Source organism: Spiroplasma chinense (assembly GCF_008086545.1).
Classification (GTDB): Bacteria; Bacillota_I; Bacilli_A; order Mycoplasmatales; family Mycoplasmataceae; genus Spiroplasma_A; species Spiroplasma_A chinense.
The window spans coordinates 14,802-36,506 of sequence record NZ_CP043026.1 but is presented as its reverse complement, the minus strand read 5'-3'; the positions used below and the strand labels follow the sequence as shown (position 1 = coordinate 36,506).

Genomic DNA, 21,705 nt, shown 5'->3' with positions numbered 1-21,705 from the left:
TCCTATATGATTTTTGCCAATGTAAATAGATACTGCAATGCAGTATCGACTGCATAAAAGAATATACCAAATACTATAAGAAATACAATAACTCAACTGAATTTTTGACCTAAATTTTTACGATCACTTCATTTAATTTTGTTAATTTCTTTAAGCATTTTAATTGGTGCTTCTTTTAAGGCAAGTTTATAGTTTATTTTTTCTTTGTGTTTTTTAATCTTTACATCTTTAGCTTTTTTAATTTTTTCTTCTTTAGTTAAATTTTTATCACCATCGAGTTGTTTATACAATTCCTGCATTTGTTCTTTTTGTGCAGATTTTTGTTCTTTCTTTATTCTTTTAGCTTCTTCTTTTTGCTTTAACTTATCTAGTTTAGCTTTGGCTTTTTGTTCAGCTAATTCATTTTTATTCTTTTCGCTCATTTTTTATCTTGTCTCCTTATGAGTAGTGTGCGCATTGCAATTACTACAGAATTTTTTAATAACTAATCTTTCTCTTTGAGAAAGAGTACTTTTTGTTATACTGTAATTCCTAGATAAGCAATCCTCACATACTAGGATTATTTTCTTTTTACTTTGTGACATTGTTTTACAACTCTTTTCTTACCAAATAATTATATATTACTTGGCCCATTAAATAAACTACTTAGGAAATTTTTTAACTTTAATAGTATTTTTTCAAGTTCTCTTCTTGTAATATCTAATTTATCGCATATTTCTTTCTTACTTCTTCCTTCTTGGAAGTAAATTAATGCTTTTCTTTCAAGTTCACTTTTAGCATTTGCTATGTGTTCCTTAAAAGAATTATCAATTAAAATTGTTCTTTGCATTGTTATGTAATCATTATATGCTTTTGACTCTAGACCCATAGAGTAAGAATTTAATTCTTCACCAAAGTAACTTATTTGTGAAACAAATTCTAGTTTATATTGTCTAGCCAATTTTCTAACGTAATCTAACATTCTTTTTCTAACAATAAACATGGCATAGTTTTCAAACTTAATACCTCTTTGTTCGGTGAACTTTTCTTTAACTTCAACTAATGCTAAATAAGCCGTAGTTAAAAGTTCATCTGGTTCACAAATTGTTTGTTTATTGTAAGTTGCAAACTTTAGCATATTTGCACGTATACTATACGTCAAATAATCTAAAGCTTCAGAATCAAGATTTGGAAATTGTGTATTTACAAGAACCTTGATGGTTTGATTAATATTAAGCACTTAAGTTTTTAGTAAATAATATGATACCTGCAGCTACAGATACATTTAAAGAATCTATAGCTTTGTTTGTTGGAATACTAAAGCAGAAGTCAGACTGATTTGCAATTTTTTTCATTACACCATCTCCTTCACTTCCCATAATTATTACGGATTTTTTATCAAATTTAATATTTCTAATGTCAGTTGATGTATCAGATAGGTATGAACAATATATTCAATACCCTTTTTCTTTTAACATGTTAATTGCATTACTTAGGTTTGATACTTTTACAATTGGTATGTTGTAAATTGTTCCTGCTGAAGATTTTATAACAGCTGGAGTTACATCTACTTGATTATGATCCAAAATTACGATTCCTTTAACACCAAAAAGTACAGCACTTCTGATAATTGAACCAAAGTTATTTGGGTCTTGAATTCTATCTAAAACCAAAATAGTTTGTTCTTGTTCATTTCCAATTATATCTTTCATACTTCTATAATTGTATTCTTTCATATCAGCTATGATACCTTGGTGATTTACTTTTTCGTGGATTAAGTTGTTAAACTTTTCTTTATCCAAAGAACTTCAAGATATATTTTTTTCTTTTATTACTTTATATACATCCCGGTCAAAAGAAAATCCTTTTAAAACATAAATATGTTTTATTAGGTTTGTAAAATTTACAATTGTATTTTGAACAGGTTTTTTACCATAAATAAAATTTTTCATAATTATATAATTTTTTCTACTTTCAATTTATCTCTAAGTTCATCTGCTATTGCAAAATCTTTTGCAACAACAGCTTTTCTTCAAGCTTTAAGATCATCTAAATTTTGACCTTCAATTTTTTTTGTTTCAAATACAAAACCAAGTGTTTGTAAAATACAAATTAACTTATTATAAGTTTGGTCTATCACTTTTTCTCTAACTTGTTTGTTTAGATTTTTAACCATTTCGTCAATTAAAGTTATTGCCATTGGTGTATTTATATCATCTTCCATATAACAACAGAATTTTGACATATATTTATACGAGTTAAAATCTTCATCAATTGGGGTTTGGTTGCTGTTTGTAATTTCACCCACCGCCAATGATCAATTAATTAAGGTTAAAATGTTTTGTACTTTATTTTTTCAATCGATTGCTTGAGAAATTAATTCTCCAGAGATATTTAAAGGTTGTCTATATCCAGAGTTTAAAAATATAAATCTTAGTTCGTTAGAACCATAATCATTTATAAAATCTTTAACCAATATTGTATTGTTTAAAGATTTAGACATTTTTATATTATCTACTGCTAAGTGACCATTATGCATTCAAACATTTGAGATTTCCTTGTTGTTTTTTGCAACATATTGAATTCTTTCGTTTTCATGATGTGGGAATTTTAAATCTATTCCCCCTAAGTGAATATCAATACTATCTTTAAAGTAAGAATCTATCATAACAGCACATTCAGTATGTCATCCAGGTCTTCCCAGACTTCATTTTGATAGTCATTTTTTCCCTTTTTCTGTTTTCTTTCATAAAACAAAATCAAAAGGACTTTTCTTGTTACCGTCTTCTTCTACTCTACTTCCAATTTCTAACTCTTCTAGTTTTTGTTTTGACAGGTTTCCATATTTACCCTTAGTTGCTTGTACATCAAAATATACATTACCATCAACTTCATAGGCAAATCCTTTTCCTATTAATTCGTCAATGAAATCTATGATTTCATTTATTTTTTCAGATATTGGAATGGTTTGGGTTGGTCTTTGAATATTTAAATTATTTAAATCATCTAAAAATGCTTGTGTAAATTTTTGGGTAAGTATTTCTTCTGGTATGTTTTGTTCTACAGCTTTATCAATGATCTTGTCATCAATATCTGTGATATTTAAGAGGTATTTATATTTGATATTTCTAAATTCTAAATACCTTACTATAACATCAGTTAATAGTAAGGGTCTAGCATTACCAATATGAATATAGTTATAAACAGTTGGTCCACAAGTATAAATACATACTTTTGGAACATCAACTTCTTTTAATTCAGTTGTTAAAGAATCATATAACTTCATATTTTTAAACCGTCTCTATCTATCTCTTTTTACCAATGGTGATACTGCTTTATATGTATAGTAAAGAACTGCAGTGTTAAACAAGATTTTTAACGGTGCTTGTACTAGTCTTGACATTAACATAATAATATAACCATTTGTATTAACTTCGTTACCAGATAATCCTAAAAACTCATAATCTCCTCATGCAGAAATTATTGAGGTAACTAAATATTCTGATGCTGTTGCAAACAGAACAATTGGTAGTAATGTGCTTAAAGCCTTTTTTCTTCCAGTTGCAAGAGTCACTAATGCCAATGTTCAAACAACAAAGACACAAGCAATAATTGAACCAATGAAAACTCACTTAAAGACTTGTTTGCTCATTTCGAAACCAAACACAGATATTGTTTCAAAAGATGCCAAGTCAATAATGTATGTCATAACAAAAGCAAAACCAATTAAAAAAGTATTAATAACTGTCATAATGATTCAGTTATTTCCTTTTCCAATTCTTAAAAAACTTGACCCTATTCCTGCAACAAAACCATAGAAAACTATAGTGATCATAAATGCAGGGTGAATAAATGAAGGTACAAAAATCATAACTAAAAGTTCTGTAATTAAACCTACTATTACTCCTACAATTGGACCAAAAATAAATCCTGTAATTTTTACCATAACCCCTTCAAAGGCTATTCTAATTGGTGGAAAAACTGTAATTGGTGCTGTTAATAAAATAACAACAGTTACACTTACACTCACCGCTGTAAACATTGTCATATAGGCTATGTTTTTTGTTGTAAAACGAATACCGTGATATCTTTCTTTTAATATTCTATAAGACAAGGTGTTATAACCAATATAGATAAAGATAAAAATACCTATAAAAGCTGACATAAAATATGCTAAATTGTTACCTTGTAATAGAGTTTCTGCAAACTTTTGCATTCCTTATTCCCCTTTTTATAAATCTCAATTAATTGGTTTTGAATTGTTTTCAACTAATTTTTCATTTATTTTTGAAAACGGTTTACTGTTTTCAAAACCTTTTTTGTAGCTGAAAGGAGAAGGGTGTGAAGAAAAAATCACATCCTTACCTTTAACATTAAGTTTATTATATAAGTTTTTTGCGTGATTTCCCCATAAACAATAAATTATATTTTTATTTACTAAATTTAAATTATTTAACGCTTTTTCAACGACCCGTTCTCACCCTAATTTGCTGTGAGAACCCGGTTTTGCCTTTTCAACAGTTAAAGAACTGTTAATTAGCAAAACTCCTTGTTTTAATCAACCCATTAGATTGGTATTTTCATAATGTTTGATACCCAAATCTCTCTCAAGTTCTTTAAAAATATTTCTTAAACTTGCAGGAGTTTTGTTATTGCTACTTACACTAAATGCTAAACCATCAGCCATGTTGGGGGTGTGATATGGATCTTGTCCAATAATCACAACCTTTACTTGCTCTGGTTCAATTTCTTCAAAAATTCTGAAAACATTTTTTCTTTCAGGAAAAATGTTTTCTCAACTGTCGATATTTGCTAAGATGCTTTCAACTTCTTTATCTATATTTTCCGAAATAAAAAGGGTTTTTCACCCTTGCTTAAAATTGTCTAAAAAACTTTTCATATCACTAACGTATCATTTTATTGTATTTTTTTCTATTCGCAGCTTCAGCTTTTTTAATTTTTTTAAGAGTTTTTTTATCTTTATTTGTTAATGTAAAATCTTCAAAATCATCTTGTTGTGCATCCATTCTTGGAGTTGAAAAGATATCATCTTCTTCATCAATGGGTCCTAAATCAATTAGTCCGTCATCTTTTTTTGAAGTAACTCTATTTTCAGGCATTAAGTTATTTTCATATGCTGAAGTAATAGTATCGTTTTCTCCAAGTGTTTTACTTTGCTCTTTGGTACTTTGAGTTTGCGTTGTAGTACCTAAAGAGGTTAAATTTTCATTTAACATGTTACCATAACTTCCTAAATCACTATTGGAAGTATTGTTTGTATTTCCTGCTCAATCATTGACCACAGGACTGTGACTCTCTACTACAGAACTCATATTATCTAGATCGAAATCATTGACAACATTTGTTGATTGAGCAATCGTTTCGTTTTGTAATAGTTTGCTAGTATCTTTTAATTCACTTTCGATATTTTTGTTTTCAACACTAACTAGAGCTTCGCCCTCTTCTTTTTTTGATTTCTTGTCCGCCTTTTTGTCCATTTTTCTTCGCTTAGAATAAGCTGCAGCTTCACCAAGACTATCATCGTCAGTGTTGTTGATCATTGGAGGATTAACCTGAATAATTGCTCCTAGTCGATCTTCTTCAAATGCACTCATATCGAATGACATCGTTGTGTCATCAAAACTCACATTCTTTTTCATTGAATCTTTTGTAGAAGTTTGACCCCCAAGAGATGCACCGCCTAGTGATGACATTCCTTGATTCATAAGTCCACCCGTTTGTCCCATCTGTGCTCCATTATGAGGAATGACAGGTCCATTTTGATTTACCATAGGTTGAGACATCATTGGTTGTTGCATCATTTGCTGTGGTTGCATCATTGGCATCATTGGCATCATTGGTTGTTGTGGGAAGTAAGCTGGCATGTATGGATTCATACTTGGCATTGGATACATCGGTTGTTGTGGTTGTACGGACGCTAAAAGAGATTGCATAAATTTGTAAGCGTCTATTTCGTTTACAAATGATGCAATCACTCTGTTTGTGTTACCGTCAACTATTTGGTAACTTCCGTTATCAATACGAATATAATAATTCACGCTAGCCCCTCGATTCTTATTACTATTATCTCATATTTTAGGCAGTTTTTAAACCCCCTAATTACCCTACTTTTGCTGTGTCGATTGTTACTTGAGGTTTAAAATCGTTTCCAAGCATTGAAAATACATCTTGCCCATTTGTGCTTGGTATAATTTCGTTTTTAAATTGGTATCCTACTGGCTCATATCAGAAAATGTATTGGTCATATTTTCTATCATCAGTTTTTGAAGATAAAACCAATCCTCTAAAACTAAATACTAAAGCCATTTTATTAATACCTTCATATTTGATAGTATAGTTATCCATGTCTTTTCCTGGATCATCATATGTCATTGTTAAAGTGTTTATTGCACTTTCAGATTCTGCATAGACCAAAGTATTTGTGAACTGGATTTTTTGTCCTGAATCATCAGCATATAATCTGAATTTGTCATTTACTTTACCACTTGCAATTGGTGTGTTGTTTTCACCAACTGCTAATGTTCCATCAGCTTCTTTACTTAAATTATATTTTCCAAGTAATTTAACATCTTTTAATTCTAATGCTTTTAATTTTTGAACTTCTTCTTTACAAGTTGCGTTATCTCCACATTCAGCGGTTGCGTCCTCATCTGATTTACCAATTGCTTTTTTTCAATCAGATAATAAACTTCCTGTTTTTAATCCTTTGTATGCACTTGCATCATCATTAATAATTGTGTCACTTACAAATTCGTTTTTATCATTATAATTTCTGTTAACTAAAAATACAGGAGCATCTCCATTATTAAAAGTATCAACATCAGCGTTAATGTTGATATTTGTAAAGTTTGTGTTTCTTGCAGCTGCATAAGATTTAGCAAACCCTCCATTAGTATTATCTTTTAGGTTTTCATCTTTTAAAACATTATCCAGAGATAAGTTCAATCCGTTTGTTCCTAAAAATTTTCTTTGTTGTTCTCTTTTTGAAGCTGTTGAATATTTAGAATCACTATATGTGATCCCTTCAAGTAATTTTGTTAAAGTTAATGCAACTTTTCCAGTAGCAATATCATTATCAAAATCTTTTGTTTCATATTTAGTACCGTCACTTCCTGTAACAGTTACTTCAATTTGTTTGGTTGGAACAGAACAAGCAACAACACTTGTTATAGAACTTGTTCCGATTACAAATGCTGATAAACTAGCTAAAAGCTTTTTCATATCTTATACCTCAATCTATATATACTAAATAATTTTACATTATTATTTATGTAAAATTTTAAGAATTTTTGGACTGGTCAATAAATTTTCCATAATTTCTTAGGAAGTTTACTTTTACTACACCAGTAGCACCATTACGGTGTTTTGAAATTATTACATCAGTTTCATCTGTTGGATTATCTTCTGCCATGTCATATTCTTTTGCTTTATAGTAAGCATCTCTATAAAGGAACATAATGATATCTGCATCTTGTTCAATGGCCCCTGAATCACGTAAATCTGACATTAAAGGTGTTTTTTCTTCTCTTTTTTCAACACTACGTGAAAGTTGAGAAAGACAAACTATTGGAATATTAAGCTCACGAGCAATTTTTTTAAGTTGTCTTGAAATTGCAGCAACTTCATTTTGACGACTATCAAATTTGTTTCCTATTGAAGAAATTAACTGTAAGTAGTCAATAAAACAAATTTCTATATTAAAGTCTCTTTTCATTTTTCTTAATTTTGACTGTAATTGTAAAACATTTAATCCTGGTGAATCATCAATTACAATATTCATTTTTTTGATTTGCTCTCCACCATTTGTTATTCTTGATCATTGTTCAGTTGATAAACCTTGAGCATTTCTTAATGCACCAGAATCAACTCCAGATACTGAAGAAAGCACACGTTGTACTAATTGTTCTTTTGGCATCTCTAGTGAAAAGAAAGCTACCCCTTTTTGTCTTTCTGCTGCATTAACTGCTAGGTTAAGTGCAAAGGCAGTTTTACCCATTGAGGGTCTGGCAGCTAAAATAATAAAGTCACCTTTTTGTCATCCGTTTGTTATTTGGTCTATATCTGTAAATCCAGAAGGAACACCATTTACTATTCCTCCATGTTTTTCTAAATCTTCAATTTTTTTAATTACTTCAACAACAGTTTTTTTAACTTCAACTGCATCATCCATTTTAATTTCTGTTTTGATATTAAGTATTTTTTGTTGAGCAACTAAAAATACTTCTTCAATTGGTGCTTTGCTTTCACGCAATTGTCTTATGTTAACAAGTACTCTATCCAATTGTCTTCCAATTGAATTTTTGAAAACTATTTGTACATAATCTTCAAAACCTTCATCTGTATAAAAGTAACTTGATACATCTGAAAGGTAACCTATACCACCAATTTTGTCCAACATTTTTTTCTCTTGCAAGTAATCTGCAAGCTTTGTAATTGTTGGGGTTTGACTATTTTGATTTAATTGATTTATTGCTTCAAAAATCACAGAATGAGATTCAAGCGAAAAATCTTCAGGTTGAAGTTGAGTTAGAATGTCAAATCCAGCTTTTGGCGAATGCATAGCAACTGCCAAAACAGCTTTTTCTGAATCTAAAAGTACCAATTCTTGTGATGTATCAATAGCTGTTTCCATTATTATTTTCCTTCTATATTAATTTTTAAAGTAGCAACTATCTTATGATCTAATTTGATTTTTAAATAATATAGTCCTACTTTGTTTAAATTATCATGTTTTTCAAATTTTCTTTTATCTATATCTATGTTATATTCTTTTTTAAGTCTGTCACAAATTTGAGTTAAAGAAACAGAACCAAAAGGTTTTCCGTTTTTAACAACGAGAGCAAATGACATATTTAAATCTTCAATTTGCTTTTTAAATTGCTCAACTTTTGCAACATCTTCTTTAGTTGCTTGTTCTTCTTTTTTTTGACGTACTCTTAAATGACTTACGTCATCCTTAGTAGCAACAATTGCAAGTTTCTGAGGAATAAGATAGTTTCTTGCATATCCATCAGACACTTCAACAATGTCATCTTTTTTACCGTAGTTTTTTACGTCTTTTAATAGAATCATTTTCATAAATATCACCCCATTAATTATAACAAACTATTAAAAAAACCTACCCATAATAGAGTAAGAAAAAAATAAAAGTTTTAGATAAAAAAATCTACACCAAATGATGTAGATTATTTAAACCCTATTCAAAATTGGGTTTATAGTTTTAAAATTATTGATTTACGAATGGTAATAATCCCATAATTCTAGCTCTTTTGATTGCTGTTGAAAGCATTCTTTGGTGCTTAGGTGAAGTTCCTGTAGCTCTTCTTGGTAAGATTTGTCCGTTATTTGAAATAAATTTTTTTAATAGATCTACGTCTTTGAAATCAATATAGTCAATGTTATTTTTAGCAAAGAAATTAACTTTTTTTCTTCTTACAAATTTTTTCATAATTTCTGATTCTCCTTATTAGTCTTCTCACAAGATTGAATCGTCATCATTTGAAGATTTACTATCTTCAATTAAGTCGAAATCAAAGTTGCTTGAACTAGATTGGTTTGATTGAGCAGGACTTGAAGGTTGAGCGAAATTGCTTGAACCTCCAGCACTTTGTCCTTGTCCTGTTCCTCCTAAAAATTGAACTCTGTTTGCTCTAACTGTAACAACTGTTGAAAATTGTCCGTTTGAGTTATCTTGTCTAACATTTAAATTTCCCTCAACAGAAATTTGAGCTCCTTTTTTTACAAATTTTGCTAAATTTTCTGCAGTTTTTTCTCATGCAAAACATGGAATAAATTGAGTGAATTGGTTTCCCCCACCAAATTCATTAACAGCAAGAGTGAAAGCAACATAGCTTTTACCACCACTTGAAGTTCTTAATTCTGGGTCTTTTGTTATTCTTCCGATTAAATTAACTGAGTTCATTTTTTCCTCCTAAATTATTCAGCTGGTTTTTCAGCTTTTTTTGTTGTAGTTTTTTCTTCTGCTTTTACATCACTAGCTGGTGCAGCTTTTGGAGCAGCAGCTGGTTTTGAGTCATCATTTCTTCTGTATGGTTTTCTTTCGAATCCACGTTGTGGTCTTTTTTCTTCTTTGAATTTAGACATGTCAGTTTTTGATAACTTAGTTGATTGAATATATTTTTTTTCGTTTTCAGTGTTAATTACTAATTCTCTAACAACGTTTTTGTCAATTTTAGCAATACGTTGGAATTCAAGAATGTTTGCTGAATCTGTATCAACAATAACAACTGAATAGTGACCTTTTTTCTTTTTGTTTATTTCATATGCAAAATCTTTTAAACCTCAGTCTTCTGAAGCTAGAATTTTTCCACCATTTGCTGTAAGAGCATCGTTCAATTTTGTTTGAACTGCTTTTACATCAGTAGTGTCTTGATCAATAATGTACATAACTTCGTATGTTCTTATCATATAAAAATTCTCCTTATGGTCTTTGGCCTTATTCAAGGCAAGGAGTTAATAAACATTAACTCGCAAATATAATTATATATTATTTTTAACTTTTTTATTAAGTTATTGACAAATTAAGTTTTTTTAACTATGAACAAAAAGAAAAAAAGAGTTTTACCTCTTTTTTTCCGCCAGTTTTTGAACGTATCCTAGACCGACTACGACAGAAGCCGCTTCATGCTTAACCAATAAATTGGTTAAATAAATAATATCATATAATTTTAAAATTTTATCTAGCAAGATTTATAATATCGTCTTTATAAGTAATTTTTATATTCTTCAAATCTCCCTGGATCGTTTGAATTTTATAAGATTTTCCTTCTAAAGCTTGGCAATCATCAAATCAGTTTTTATCAAAATTTTCAAATTCTTTTTTTATTGAAACTGTTTTAAAAGCTTGTGGCGTTTGACTCATAACAAAATCATCTCTATCTACTGTTGTCACTTTTCCATTTATATTTTTTAAACAGTTTGTAACTTTTAAAACAGGAACTACACAATCTAAATCTTTGGTCATTATTTCAGTACTAATGTTTTTTATTAAAGTTGTAGAAACAAATGGTCTTGCTCCATCATGAATCAAAACAAAATCCGATTCTACTTTTTCCAAACCTTTAGAAACAGATTCACTTCTTGTTTCTCCCCCGAGAACAAAAGTATATCCTTTTTCTTTTATGAAATCTAAAATTCAATCTTGATTATTTTTATTTCCCACTATTATAAATTTTTTTATTTCCTTTGTATTTTCGAAAGCAGATATTGTCATGGTTAATAATTTCTTACCTTCAACAATTTCTAAAAGTTTGTCGCTTCCAAATCTTTGACTTGTTCCTGCTGCCAAAATAATTACATCTATCATACTTACCACCTACCTAATGATTATAAATAAAAAAACAATCACATTTTGTGATTGTTAAAGTATTTTTATTTTATTGGTCTCACAGTAATCTATGAACTCTTGATCTCATATTGAAGAGTGAACTTCTGCAATATGTTGTTTTTCTAAAGTTCCTATAAGCATTCTGTTGATAAAAATTCCTGCACTAATTGTTAAAGGTAATTCATTTGATTTTACAAGGTGATTATATTGTGTTTGACTTTTTTGAGTTTCTTTCAAAATGTTGTTTTGTCTTTTCAACATTTCTCTATCAACTTGAAAAGAAACATAACCTAGTCCCATAACTTTTTCACAACTTTTGTTATAGTAATAAATTTTTGAATAAGTTTCAAAATCAAAAACGTCACTTGAGAATTGTTCAACATCATTTTGGTTAAACATTTTTTCAACAAAGTTTTGTAGAACAAAAGCTCCGTTATCTTTTCCAAACTTTGTTAACCTTTCTTTGAAAGTTAACAAAGGATACAAGTCTCTTAATTTTTTATAAGTAATAAAAGTTAATGTCTCACCAAAATGTTTATCTTCAAGAACATCAAACATTTTAGAAACTTTATAATCAACTCGAGTTACTGTTTCAAAAATTTTTACAATAATATCTTTTATAACTTCAACATCATATTCAGACTTTACAATTTCCATTCCAAATTCTTCAAATGTCAAAGAAGTTACATTATTAATTTTTGCATCCCTTGCAACTGTTGTAAAGTCTGTAAAAATTCCTTGATCATTTTCTGACATTTCTGCTTTGTATAAAAAATATCTTCTTCATTTATTATTGGTTTGTAATAGTTCACCATATTCAAAATTTGAAGGTGCATCAAAATCTATCGGTCTTCTTGTTTGTTGAGAGTCATCATTTAATCAAATGTTTTTCTCTGTGACAATTGAAGAACCAACTTCAATTAAGTTAAAATTTTTTTTCAAAGATTCTTTTAAAAGATTTTTTGTAACACTTATTGCTTCAACTGTTTCTTTCAAGTTTAACTTAGAAGTGTATCCTAGTGAGATTCCATATTTCATTTTTCATTAACCCCTTTGTTTTAATTGTGGGAATAAAAGTACATCTTTAATTGATTCAGAATTTGTAAGTAACATAACTAATCTGTCAATTCCAATTCCAATTCCACCAGTTGGAGGCATTCCATATTCTAGAGCTTCAACAAAATCAATATCCATATCATTTGCTTCATCATTTCCTGCATCAGCTTCTTTAACTTGTTCTAAGAATCTTTCAAATTGATCAATTGGGTTATTTAATTCTGAAAAGGCATTTGCATACTCTCTTCCAATTATAAATAATTCAAATCTATCTGTAAATCTGTTATCTTCTGCATTAATTTTTGCTAAAGGTGAAATTTCAACTGGGTGTCCGTAAACAAAAGTAGGTTCCACAATTTTATCTTCAACAAATTCTTCAAAGAATAAGTTAATGATGTGTCCTACTGACATTTGGTGTTTTTCAACTTTGATTCCTTTTTCTTTTGCAAGAGCAGCTGCTTGTTCAACGCTCATTTTTTCTCAAAAATCAACTCCTGTGATTTCTTTGATTGCATCAACCATGTGTCATCTTTTGAATGGTTTACCTAAATCTAAATCATGTCCACCATAATTTACTTTTGTAGTACCGTTAACTGCAGTAGCACATTGTCTAAAGATTTCTTCACTTAAGTCCATGATAAATTCCATGTTTTTGTAAGCTACATAAATTTCAATTGAAGTAAATTCTGGGTTATGTCTTGTACTGATTCCTTCATTTCTAAAGATTCTTCCAATTTCATAAACTCCTTCAAATCCTCCAACGATACATCTTTTTAAATGTAACTCTGTTGCAATTCTTAAATAGAATTCACTATCCAAAGCATTGTAATGAGTTGAGAAAGGTTTAGCAGAAGCTCCACCTCTAATTTGATGTAGGATTGGAGTTTCAACTTCCATATATCCTTTTTCATCCAAAATACTTTGGATAGTTCTAATAACTTTTGCTCTTTTAATAAATACATCACGAGTTTCTGGATTTACTATTAAATCAACATATCTTCTTCTGTATCTTTCTTCAATATCTGCAATACCTGCATGTTTGTCTGGTAAAGGTTTTAAAGCTTTTGTAAGTAAAACTGCTTTTTTAACTCTTACAGTTAATTCTCCATGATCTGTTTTCATCATGATTCCAGAAACACCAATTATGTCTCCTAAATCTAAATCTCTAAAGTATTCAAATTCTTCTTCTCCAAGTTCATCTTGTCTAACATAAATTTGAACACTACCTGAAAGATCTTGAATATTTGCAAAGATAGCTTTTTTTCCAGCTTCTCTAAATAATCTAATTCTTCCTGCGATTGAAATTTCTTGGTCTTGTTTTGTAGTTAACTCTTCTTTTGAAAAGCTATCAAATTGCTCAATTAATTGAGCTGCATTATGTGTTCTATCAAAGTAAGTTTCTCTAAAAGGATCTCTTCCTTCTTCTACAAGTTTTTCATATTTACTTCTACGGATTTGCTCTTGCTCCGTAAAACTTCTTTCGTAATTATCGTTCATTGTTTTCTTCTCCTAATTTTTTTCATATATTTCAAATATATTTTTAATATCGTTTATTGTTTGTAATTCTGTTGCGTATCTTTTCATTTCCAAAGTCTTTGGTGTTCTTCCAAGGACTGCGATGTATCACAACATTTGCTTCCGCATTTCTCTCATTGCAAATTCTTCTCCACGCATTTCAATCAAAAGATCTGAGTGTCTTAGAATTGTTTCTTTTCATTCTTCATAAGATGGTTTTTCAAGTTCTTCACCAGTATCTAAGTAATGTTGAATTTCTCTAAAAATTCATGGATTTCCTTGAGCTGCTCTTGCAACCATTATTGCATCACAACCAGTTTCATCCAACATTTTTTTAGCAGTTGGTCCGTCGACCACATCACCATTTCCAATTACAGGAATTTTTACAGCTTCTTTAACTTTTTTTATTCAAGTTCAATCTGCTTTACCAGTATAAAACTGCGTTCTTGTTCTTGCATGAATTGCTATTGCAGATGCTCCGTTTGCTTCTGCGATTTTTGCAAGTTCAACTACATTCTTGTTGTCTTCATCTCAACCTATTCTCATTTTAACTGTGACTGGTTTTGATGTATTATCTACAACAGCTTTAATAACTTCGCCAACTCTTTGCGGGTGTTTTAAAAGATTTGCTCCCGCTTGACTACGCAAAGCAACTTTTGGTGCAGGACAACCCATATTTATATCTATAATGTCACATTCTGAAAATTCTTCAACTATTTTGGCTGCTTGAACAAACGAATTTGCATCAAAACCAAAAATTTGTAAAGAAATCGGGTGTTCTAAATCAGAAACTTCTATCATGGTCTTTGTCTTCTTGTTATTGTGGACCAATCCTTCAGTACTAACCATCTCTGCATAAACCAGAGATGCCCCTTTTTCTTTACAAATTATTCTAAAGGCTGCATTGGTAGTTCCAGCCATTGGACCTAGAAATACTTTACCTTTTATATCAACATTTTTGATTTTCATCGTTTAGCCGACAACTTCTCCGTTTAAGTATAAGAAGCTGTTAACCTCAGTAAATTTAATATAGATATTTTTTGAATCTGCGCCGAAAAACTCCTGAATGTGTTTAGCTACGGCGTCTTGCTTCAATGGTCTCCCCATTCAATCTATTGAAATAAAGATTGCATCTTTTTCATAACCATTCCCAATTAATGTAACTGGTTCTGATCAGAAAACGAATTGTTCAACTTCTGCGTTGATTAATTGAGCAAGTTCTCCTGTTTTTTTAAAATATTCTTGTATCCTTGCGTCAGATACGCCTCTAAAACTAAAAATTGGCATTTGTTTTCCCACCTTTACAAATTGATTATATCTCTTTTTTAAATTGATAATTTAAAATTAAGTAATAACTCTAAAATGATTTTAAACTTTTTTTGTAATAAAAGCAAAAGAATAGACAACAAAAAAACAAAATCTCATTAAGATTTTGTTTTTTTGAAATCAGAACACAAGCATATTCCTTAACTCTTTGCCTTTAAGGCAATATCTATAAGTTTCTTTTTTTATTTTAAACCTTTAAAATATAAGGGAAAAGAGAGGAGTAAATTAAATGTATAAAATAAATGACAAAGTAGAACTAATAAAAAACCTAACATCTAGAAACAGAATAGTTTTACCACCAATGGATACTTTAATGGCAGATGATGGATTTGTATCAGATTTTCACATTCAACATTATGGAGCTAGAGCTTATGGGGGAGTTGGAACTATAATAATTGAATCGACTGCAGTATCAAGTGAAGGTAGAATTCGTCCAAGAGATTTAGGTCTTTGAAAAGATGAACACATAGAAGGTTTTAAAAGAATTGCAAAACTTTCTCATGATGCTGGAGCAGTTGTGGGTGTTCAATTAAATCATGCTGGTGCAAAAGCTGAACTTGAAGGAAAAATTTATGGTGCAACAAACTTTTATCAAATTTCATTGACCAGTGATTATAGTTTGGTAAATGAAATAGAGTCTGAACGAATAAAACAAAGTTTTGTAAGTGCTGCAAAAAGAGCAAAAACTGCTGGTTTAGACTTTGTAGAAATCCATGCAGCTCACGGATATTTATTAAATCAATTTATTCACCCCAAACTTAACAATGTAATTGAAAGTGACAACATTTTAGAAAGAGCAAAAATTATTTTAGAGATAGTAAAAGAGATTAAAGAAAATATTTCAATACCAGTTGGTATAAGATTAAGTCTTGGTGATGATGTGGAAAACACAGGTTTTCAACCAAAAGAATTTGAACCGTTAATAAAAGCATTAGATCCTTTTGTTGAATATTTCCATATATCAAGTGGTGGTACTATTGGTGTAAAACCACCAAGCGAAAACAATAACATTGAAAGCAGACTTTATAAAGTTCCATATGCTGAACTAGTCTTAAAATGAACTAAAAAGAATGTTATAACAGTTGGAGAATTTAAGACCAGAGAAGATGTTGAATATGCTTTAAATAAAAACATTCCCTTCATAGCAATTGGAAGAGAACAAATTTTTAACCCGAACCTTGTAATTAATAGTTTGCTAAAAAAAGAAGAGTTAGAAAAAGGTACTTATCATTGAAATAACAATCCTTGATTTAATCCCAAAGATTACTCAAGCAACTAAAAAATCAGACTCAGCAACGAGTCTGATTTTTTAGTTTTTTAAATTATTTTTATCAAATTATAATAAAATTGTTTTGTACAGTTTTATATTAAGGAGTTGAAAAAAATGTACAAAATTAACGATAAGGTAGAACTAATTAATGGAGTAACATCTAGAAACAGAGTGGTTTTACCACCAATGGATACTTTAATGGCAGATGATGGATTTGTATCAGATTTTCACATTCAACATTATGGAGCTAGAGCTTATGGGGGAGTTGGAACTATAATAATTGAATCAACTGCTGTATCAAGCGAAGGTAGAATTCGCCCAAGAGATTTAGGTCTTTGAAAAGATGAACATATAGAAGGTTTTAAAAAAATAGCAAAACTTTCTCATGATGCTGGAGCAGTTGTGGGTGTTCAATTAAATCATGCTGGTGCAAAAGCTGAACTTGAGGAACCAACATTTGGAGCTACAAATTTTTACACATATTTAGCAAAAGAAAATTATTCACTTTTAGATGAAGAAAATTTAAAAAGAATTGAAGACTGTTTTGTGAAAGCTGCACAACGTGCAAAAATTGCTGGTTTAGACTTTGTAGAAATTCACGCAGCTCATGGTTTCTTAATTAGCGAATTGATTCATCCTCAATTAAATGACTTAATTAAAAGTGAAGATATTTTTGAAAGAAGCAAAATGCTGATAACTGTTTTAGAGAGAATAAACTCAGAAGTTAAAATTCCAGTAGGAATAAGATTTAGTATTTCTGATGATATGAAAGATTCTAAATTTGACATTTCTGAATTTAAACCACTTGTTGAAAAAATTGAAAACTTAGTAACTTATTTTCATCTATCAAGTGGTGAAACCATTGGGAGAAGAGATATTGTTTCTAATCCCTCAAAACCAGAAACTAAAATGTTTAGAATACCTTATGCTGAAACAGTTTTGTCATGAACCAAAAAGAACATTATTGTTGTTGGGGAATTTCAAACTAGAGAGGAAATAGAATTTGCTTTAAACAAAGATATTCCTTTTGTAGCAGTTGGAAGGGCTCAAATTTATAACCCAAGTCTTGTGATGACAGATTTATTAACTGTCGAAGAAATGGATAAAGAATTATATAAATGAGCTGTGAACCCATGATTCCATCCAGTGGATTACAAATCAACTTTTAAAAAATAGAAAAAAACAGATTCAAATTGAATCTGTTTTTTTTGATATTAAGATCAGTCAATGTCTGATGGTTTTTTTGGATTTGGGTTATTTTTAACAGAATCAATAAGTCCGTTTTTAACATGAATAACTGTATCTCCAATTTCAGAAATGTTAGGGTTGTGAGTAACAACAATAACTGTTGTATTGTAAGTATCTTTAACTTTAACTAAAATTTCAAGAACTTTTCTACCCATTTCTTCATCAAGAGCTCCGGTTGGTTCATCTCCAAATAGAATTTCTGGGTTTTTAGCAAGCGCTCTCGCAATAGAAACCCTTTGTTGTTGTCCCCCTGACATTTGGTGAGGGTATTTGTTGATTTGTTCTTCCATACCAATTGTTTTGAAGATATCTTCAATTGACATAGCTCCATCTTTAGTTCTACTTAAGTTTTCCCCAACTTCTGCATTTTCTTTTGCAGTTAGGTTTGAAAGTAAGTTATATTGTTGGAAAATAAACCCAACATTTTCTCTTCTAAATTTTGTTAAGTGAGAATCTTTTAAAAGTGTTAGGTTGTTTCCTAAAACGAAAACATCCCCTTCATTAGCTTTATCTAAACCTGAAATTGTGTTAAGTAAAGTTGTTTTCCCTGATCCAGATGGTCCAAGAATAACGATAAATTTACCTCTTTCAACTTGTAAATCTACACCTTTAAGAACTGGTGATAGGATATCTCCAGTAACATAGTTTTTCTTAACATTTTTAAGTTCAATAACATATTTGTCAACATCTGGTTTAGCACCAGTTGTAGAAATAATGTTTCCACCTAAAATTTCTTTTGAGTGTTTTGATGTAAATTGTCTTTGTAATCTTAATTTTTGTCTATGACCTTTTACACCTTCATCAGTAACTGGTGGTAATTCAATATGTTTGAATTCTCTCACTAAAGGTTCTGATGGTTCTTTCACTTTTTTGTCTTTTTTAGGTTTTTCAGCTTTTACTTTTTCTTCCTTTGCAGGTTTTTCTTTCTTAACTTTTTCTTCTTTAGCTGGTTTTTCTTTCTTTACTTTCTCATCTTTTTGAGGTTTTTCATCTTTAACCTCTTTATTAGCATCAACATTTGCTGCTTCTGTATTAGCTTCTTCAGCTAATACAATATCTTTTTCTTCCATAATTACTCCTTTATGAAAGTTAAATAACGTCTCTAAGATTATAACACTTTTTAATTTAAAAGTGTTTTTAATTCCTCAGGTTTAATAAGGTATTGTTTTTTACAGAAATCACAAATAACTTCAACTTCTTCTCCTTCATTGATTGCTTTTGTGATTTCTTCTGCTCCAAGCATTTTGATTGAATCCATAACTTTTTTTAAGTTACAAGTACATTCAAATTTCAATTGATTTACCCCTAAAACTTTTGCATCAGGACAAATTTCTTTCAATAAAGATTCATAGTTTGTTGAATCTACTAAAGTTTTTTTCAAGTGATCTAATGAACCAATTTTTTCTTCAATATCATCAATTGCTTCTTCTTTGAAATCTGGCAATAATTGCATAATAATTCCACAAGCTTTTTTAATTGAACCATCATCATTAATTTCCACAGTAGTTGTAATTAATGAATGAACTTGATCTGATTGTTGTAAGTAATACATGTAATCCATATTTACTTCACCAGAAATTAATTCAACTCTTGAAGTATAAGGTTCACTTCCGCCATTATCTCTTGATACTTGTAAGAATCCATTTTTACCTACTACTTGAGAAAGTGGACTTCCTTCATCTTCAATAATATCTGCTATGTCAAAGTTTGGATTTTCAATGTAACCTCTAACTGCATTATTTTGGAATTCTGCAATTATAGTTCCTCCAAGTCCCATACCATTAATGTTTGTTGTCATTTTACTTCCATCTTTTACACTTAAACTTAAAAGTGCGTTTGCCACGATAGTTCTACCTAAAGCAACTGATGCTAAAGGATTTGTTTTTTGTAATTTTATTATTTCATCAAGTGACTCACTAATATCTACAACTGCCATTTTAACGTTATAGTCGTCACTTATTGCTCTAATTTCCATATCCATAATTTGGACCTCCTATTTTGCTTTTCTAATTATACTTTTTTTACAAAATAAAATCACCTATTGGTGATTTTATTTTTCTTATTCTGAATCTGGTTCAAATTCTAAGATTTCCCCAGCTTCTTTTTTCTTCTCTTCGTTTTCTTTTCTTGATTTTTCAACAAGAACTTCATTTGGAAGTTTCATATTTGTGTTAATATAATCAATTTGTTCAGCTGTAATAGTTTCAAGAACTCTTAAAGATTCAGCAATTAATTCTAACAATTCTTTGTTTGCATTAATTGTTTTTACAGCAACTACATAACACTCATCTAGAATGTCGTTAATTTCGTTATCAATTTTGTATGCAACTTCATCTGAGTATACACCTTTTGTTTGACCATATGACTCTTCTGCCATTGTTAGGTATTTTGTAAGTCCAAGTTTAGACATACCAAATTGTGTTACCATTCTTCTTGCAATGTTTGTAGCCTTATCAAGGTCATCATGTGCTCCTGTTGTAATATTATCTTTTCCAAAGATAATTTCTTCAGCAGCTCTTCCCCCAAGATATCCAGCAATTGATGCGAATAGATCTTCTTTTGATGAGAAGTTTGACTCATCTTTTGGAGTCATTATTGTATATCCTCCAGCATTACCACGAGGAATAATTGTTACTTTTTGCACTTTTGATGCTGATTTTAATTTTAGACCAATCAATGCATGTCCTGCTTCGTGGTAAGAAACGATTTGTTTGTCTTGTAAAGTCATTGCTCTTGATTTTTTAGCAGGACCTCCAACAACTCTGTCGATTGCTTCATCAATATCAACAAGTGTAATCATTTTTCTTTTTTCTCTAACAACTAAAATTGCAGCTTCATTAAGAACGTTTTCAAGTTGAGCACCTGAGAAACCAGGTGTTCTTTCAGCAATTCTTTTTCAATCAATTTCAGGAGAAACAGATTTGTTTCTTGCGTGTAATTGTAAAATAGCTTCTCTTTCTCTAATATCTGGTAGAGAAATTTGAATAGTTCTATCAAAACGTCCTGGTCTTAATAGAGCTGGGTCAAGTACGTCAACCCTGTTTGTTGCAGCCATAACAATAACTCCTGAGTTAGTTCCAAATCCATCCATTTCAACCAATAATTGGTTTAATGTTTGTTCAGTTGTACCTGTTCCCATTGAAGAATTACGTTTTCTACCAACAGCATCAATCTCATCAATAAAGATAATACATGGCGCTGCTTTTTTTGCATCTGAGAATAGATCTCTAACTCTACTTGCTCCAAGTCCAACAAACATTTCTTCAAATTCAGAACCTGCCATTGAGAAAAATGCTACTCCAGCTTCTCCAGCAACTGCTTTTGCCAATAATGTTTTACCAGTACCTGGTGGCCCTTCCATAAGAACTCCTTTTGGTACTCTTGCACCCATTTGTGCATATTTATTTGGGTTTTTTAAGTAGTCAACTAACTCAACTAATTCTTGTTTTTCTTCGTTTATTCCAGCAACATCTTTAAATTTAACATCAGATTTAGTTTCACGTGGACGTTGTTTGGTTTGACCAAACATTCCTCCACCCATTCCACCTTTTTGCATTGATGAGAACATTCAAACATAGAATGCTACCAATAAAATCATTGGTAAAAATGTTGTTGCTAGAGTTAATCACATTGAAGTGGTTTGAACCAAAATATAAATTTGACTTCCAAACTGTTTTTGCACTTCTAAAAAACCTGCAGCTGTTACATTAGCTTTAAAGTTTAATAATTTGTCTCCAACTATATACTGTCCAGATATCACTCATGTGTCACTGGTTACTTGTTGAGCAGATAGGTTTCCGTAAATCGCATAGTTTCCACCCAATAACTCTTCTTGGTTCCATTGAGCTGTTGTCCCGCTTGTAAATTGTAATATTACTATCGCTATGACAATTATGACAGCTACAAAAAGAACTCATAATCATAACGTCTTTTTATTTTTCAT

At 30.2% G+C, this 21,705-nt stretch carries 24 protein-coding genes; 2 read left to right on the top strand and 22 right to left on the bottom strand.

All coding sequences use genetic code 4. The annotated features are described in order from the left end of the window. Nucleotides 1–2: 2 nt before the first annotated feature. The 19 genes from secE to SCHIN_RS00095 all read right to left on the bottom strand — a co-directional run bounded on the left by secE (nt 3) and on the right by SCHIN_RS00095 (nt 15,205). On the bottom strand, nt 3–422 hold the full coding sequence (secE, locus tag SCHIN_RS00185; RefSeq protein WP_208057188.1) for a preprotein translocase subunit SecE: 420 nt from the start codon (nt 420–422) through the stop codon (nt 3–5). Nucleotides 423–425: 3 nt separating this feature from the next. Beyond that, nucleotides 426–584 carry a 50S ribosomal protein L33 gene (rpmG, locus tag SCHIN_RS00180; RefSeq protein WP_166507629.1) on the bottom strand — a complete coding sequence of 53 codons (159 nt, stop codon included), beginning with the start codon at nt 582–584 and terminating at the stop codon, nt 426–428. A 29-nt stretch (nt 585–613) separates the two neighbouring features. After that, nucleotides 614–1,219: a sigma-70 family RNA polymerase sigma factor gene (locus tag SCHIN_RS00175; RefSeq protein WP_166507628.1), complete on the bottom strand. Its 606-nt coding sequence runs from the start codon at nt 1,217–1,219 to the stop codon at nt 614–616. Beyond that, a complete protein-coding gene (gene rlmB, locus SCHIN_RS00170; protein ID WP_166507627.1) occupies nt 1,212–1,931 on the bottom strand; it encodes a 23S rRNA (guanosine(2251)-2'-O)-methyltransferase RlmB in 720 nt (239 codons plus the stop codon). The genes SCHIN_RS00175 and rlmB overlap by 8 nt, the downstream gene beginning before the upstream one ends. A 2-nt stretch (nt 1,932–1,933) precedes the next feature. Further along, a complete protein-coding gene (gene cysS, locus SCHIN_RS00165; protein ID WP_166507626.1) occupies nt 1,934–3,265 on the bottom strand; it encodes a cysteine--tRNA ligase in 1,332 nt (443 codons plus the stop codon). Between the two features lie 15 nt (nt 3,266–3,280). Further along, on the bottom strand, nt 3,281–4,195 hold the full coding sequence (locus tag SCHIN_RS00160; RefSeq protein WP_166507625.1) for a hypothetical protein: 915 nt from the start codon (nt 4,193–4,195) through the stop codon (nt 3,281–3,283). A gap of 15 nt (nt 4,196–4,210) precedes the next feature. Beyond that, nucleotides 4,211–4,879 (bottom strand): uracil-DNA glycosylase, encoded by a 669-nt coding sequence (locus tag SCHIN_RS00155; protein WP_166507624.1) that lies wholly within the window; start codon nt 4,877–4,879, stop codon nt 4,211–4,213. Between the two features lie 4 nt (nt 4,880–4,883). Next, entirely contained in the window at nt 4,884–6,038 is a 1,155-nt protein-coding gene (locus tag SCHIN_RS00150; protein WP_166507596.1) for a hypothetical protein, read from the bottom strand. Between the two features lie 61 nt (nt 6,039–6,099). Next, on the bottom strand, nt 6,100–7,221 hold the full coding sequence (locus SCHIN_RS00145; RefSeq protein WP_166507623.1) for a hypothetical protein: 1,122 nt from the start codon (nt 7,219–7,221) through the stop codon (nt 6,100–6,102). Nucleotides 7,222–7,279: 58 nt separating this feature from the next. Then, nucleotides 7,280–8,632 (bottom strand): replicative DNA helicase, encoded by a 1,353-nt coding sequence (gene dnaB / locus SCHIN_RS00140; RefSeq protein ID WP_166507622.1) that lies wholly within the window; start codon nt 8,630–8,632, stop codon nt 7,280–7,282. 2 nt (nt 8,633–8,634) lie between these two features. After that, on the bottom strand, nt 8,635–9,078 hold the full coding sequence (gene rplI, locus SCHIN_RS00135) for a 50S ribosomal protein L9 (RefSeq protein ID WP_166507621.1): 444 nt from the start codon (nt 9,076–9,078) through the stop codon (nt 8,635–8,637). Between the two features lie 148 nt (nt 9,079–9,226). Beyond that, nucleotides 9,227–9,448: a 30S ribosomal protein S18 gene (gene rpsR / locus SCHIN_RS00130; RefSeq protein WP_166507620.1), complete on the bottom strand. Its 222-nt coding sequence runs from the start codon at nt 9,446–9,448 to the stop codon at nt 9,227–9,229. 18 nt (nt 9,449–9,466) lie between these two features. After that, entirely contained in the window at nt 9,467–9,922 is a 456-nt protein-coding gene (locus SCHIN_RS00125) for a single-stranded DNA-binding protein (protein WP_166507619.1), read from the bottom strand. 14 nt (nt 9,923–9,936) lie between these two features. Beyond that, on the bottom strand, nt 9,937–10,428 hold the full coding sequence (gene rpsF / locus SCHIN_RS00120; RefSeq protein ID WP_166507618.1) for a 30S ribosomal protein S6: 492 nt from the start codon (nt 10,426–10,428) through the stop codon (nt 9,937–9,939). 268 nt (nt 10,429–10,696) lie between these two features. After that, nucleotides 10,697–11,326, bottom strand: a complete 630-nt coding sequence (locus SCHIN_RS00115; RefSeq protein WP_166507617.1) for an IspD/TarI family cytidylyltransferase — start codon at nt 11,324–11,326, stop codon at nt 10,697–10,699. A 54-nt stretch (nt 11,327–11,380) separates the two neighbouring features. Further along, complete coding sequence (locus SCHIN_RS00110; protein ID WP_166507616.1) at nt 11,381–12,385, bottom strand: class-II aminoacyl-tRNA synthetase family protein; 1,005 nt, start codon at nt 12,383–12,385, stop codon at nt 11,381–11,383. Between the two features lie 6 nt (nt 12,386–12,391). Further along, nucleotides 12,392–13,900, bottom strand: a complete 1,509-nt coding sequence (gene lysS, locus SCHIN_RS00105) for a lysine--tRNA ligase (RefSeq protein WP_166507615.1) — start codon at nt 13,898–13,900, stop codon at nt 12,392–12,394. 12 nt (nt 13,901–13,912) lie between these two features. Further along, complete coding sequence (dusB, locus tag SCHIN_RS00100) at nt 13,913–14,887, bottom strand: tRNA dihydrouridine synthase DusB (protein WP_166507614.1); 975 nt, start codon at nt 14,885–14,887, stop codon at nt 13,913–13,915. A gap of 3 nt (nt 14,888–14,890) precedes the next feature. Continuing rightward, nucleotides 14,891–15,205, bottom strand: coding sequence for a DUF1904 family protein (locus tag SCHIN_RS00095; protein WP_166507613.1), 315 nt, complete (start codon nt 15,203–15,205; stop codon nt 14,891–14,893). A 268-nt stretch (nt 15,206–15,473) separates the two neighbouring features. On the opposite strand from SCHIN_RS00095, the gene SCHIN_RS00090 reads away from it, so the two are divergent. Together SCHIN_RS00090 and SCHIN_RS00085 are read left to right on the top strand one after the other, a co-directional pair. Beyond that, nucleotides 15,474–16,523 carry an oxidoreductase gene (locus SCHIN_RS00090; RefSeq protein ID WP_166507612.1) on the top strand — a complete coding sequence of 350 codons (1,050 nt, stop codon included), beginning with the start codon at nt 15,474–15,476 and terminating at the stop codon, nt 16,521–16,523. A gap of 105 nt (nt 16,524–16,628) precedes the next feature. Then, nucleotides 16,629–17,690: an oxidoreductase gene (locus SCHIN_RS00085; protein ID WP_166507611.1), complete on the top strand. Its 1,062-nt coding sequence runs from the start codon at nt 16,629–16,631 to the stop codon at nt 17,688–17,690. A 38-nt stretch (nt 17,691–17,728) separates the two neighbouring features. Here the strand turns inward: SCHIN_RS00085 and SCHIN_RS00080 are convergent, their stop codons facing one another. The 3 genes from SCHIN_RS00080 to ftsH form a co-directional block, all read right to left on the bottom strand. Beyond that, nucleotides 17,729–18,832 carry an ABC transporter ATP-binding protein gene (locus SCHIN_RS00080; protein WP_166507610.1) on the bottom strand — a complete coding sequence of 368 codons (1,104 nt, stop codon included), beginning with the start codon at nt 18,830–18,832 and terminating at the stop codon, nt 17,729–17,731. Nucleotides 18,833–18,882: 50 nt separating this feature from the next. Beyond that, entirely contained in the window at nt 18,883–19,743 is an 861-nt protein-coding gene (locus SCHIN_RS00075) for an Hsp33 family molecular chaperone HslO (protein ID WP_166507609.1), read from the bottom strand. A gap of 78 nt (nt 19,744–19,821) precedes the next feature. After that, a complete protein-coding gene (ftsH, locus tag SCHIN_RS00070; RefSeq protein WP_166507608.1) occupies nt 19,822–21,705 on the bottom strand; it encodes an ATP-dependent zinc metalloprotease FtsH in 1,884 nt (627 codons plus the stop codon).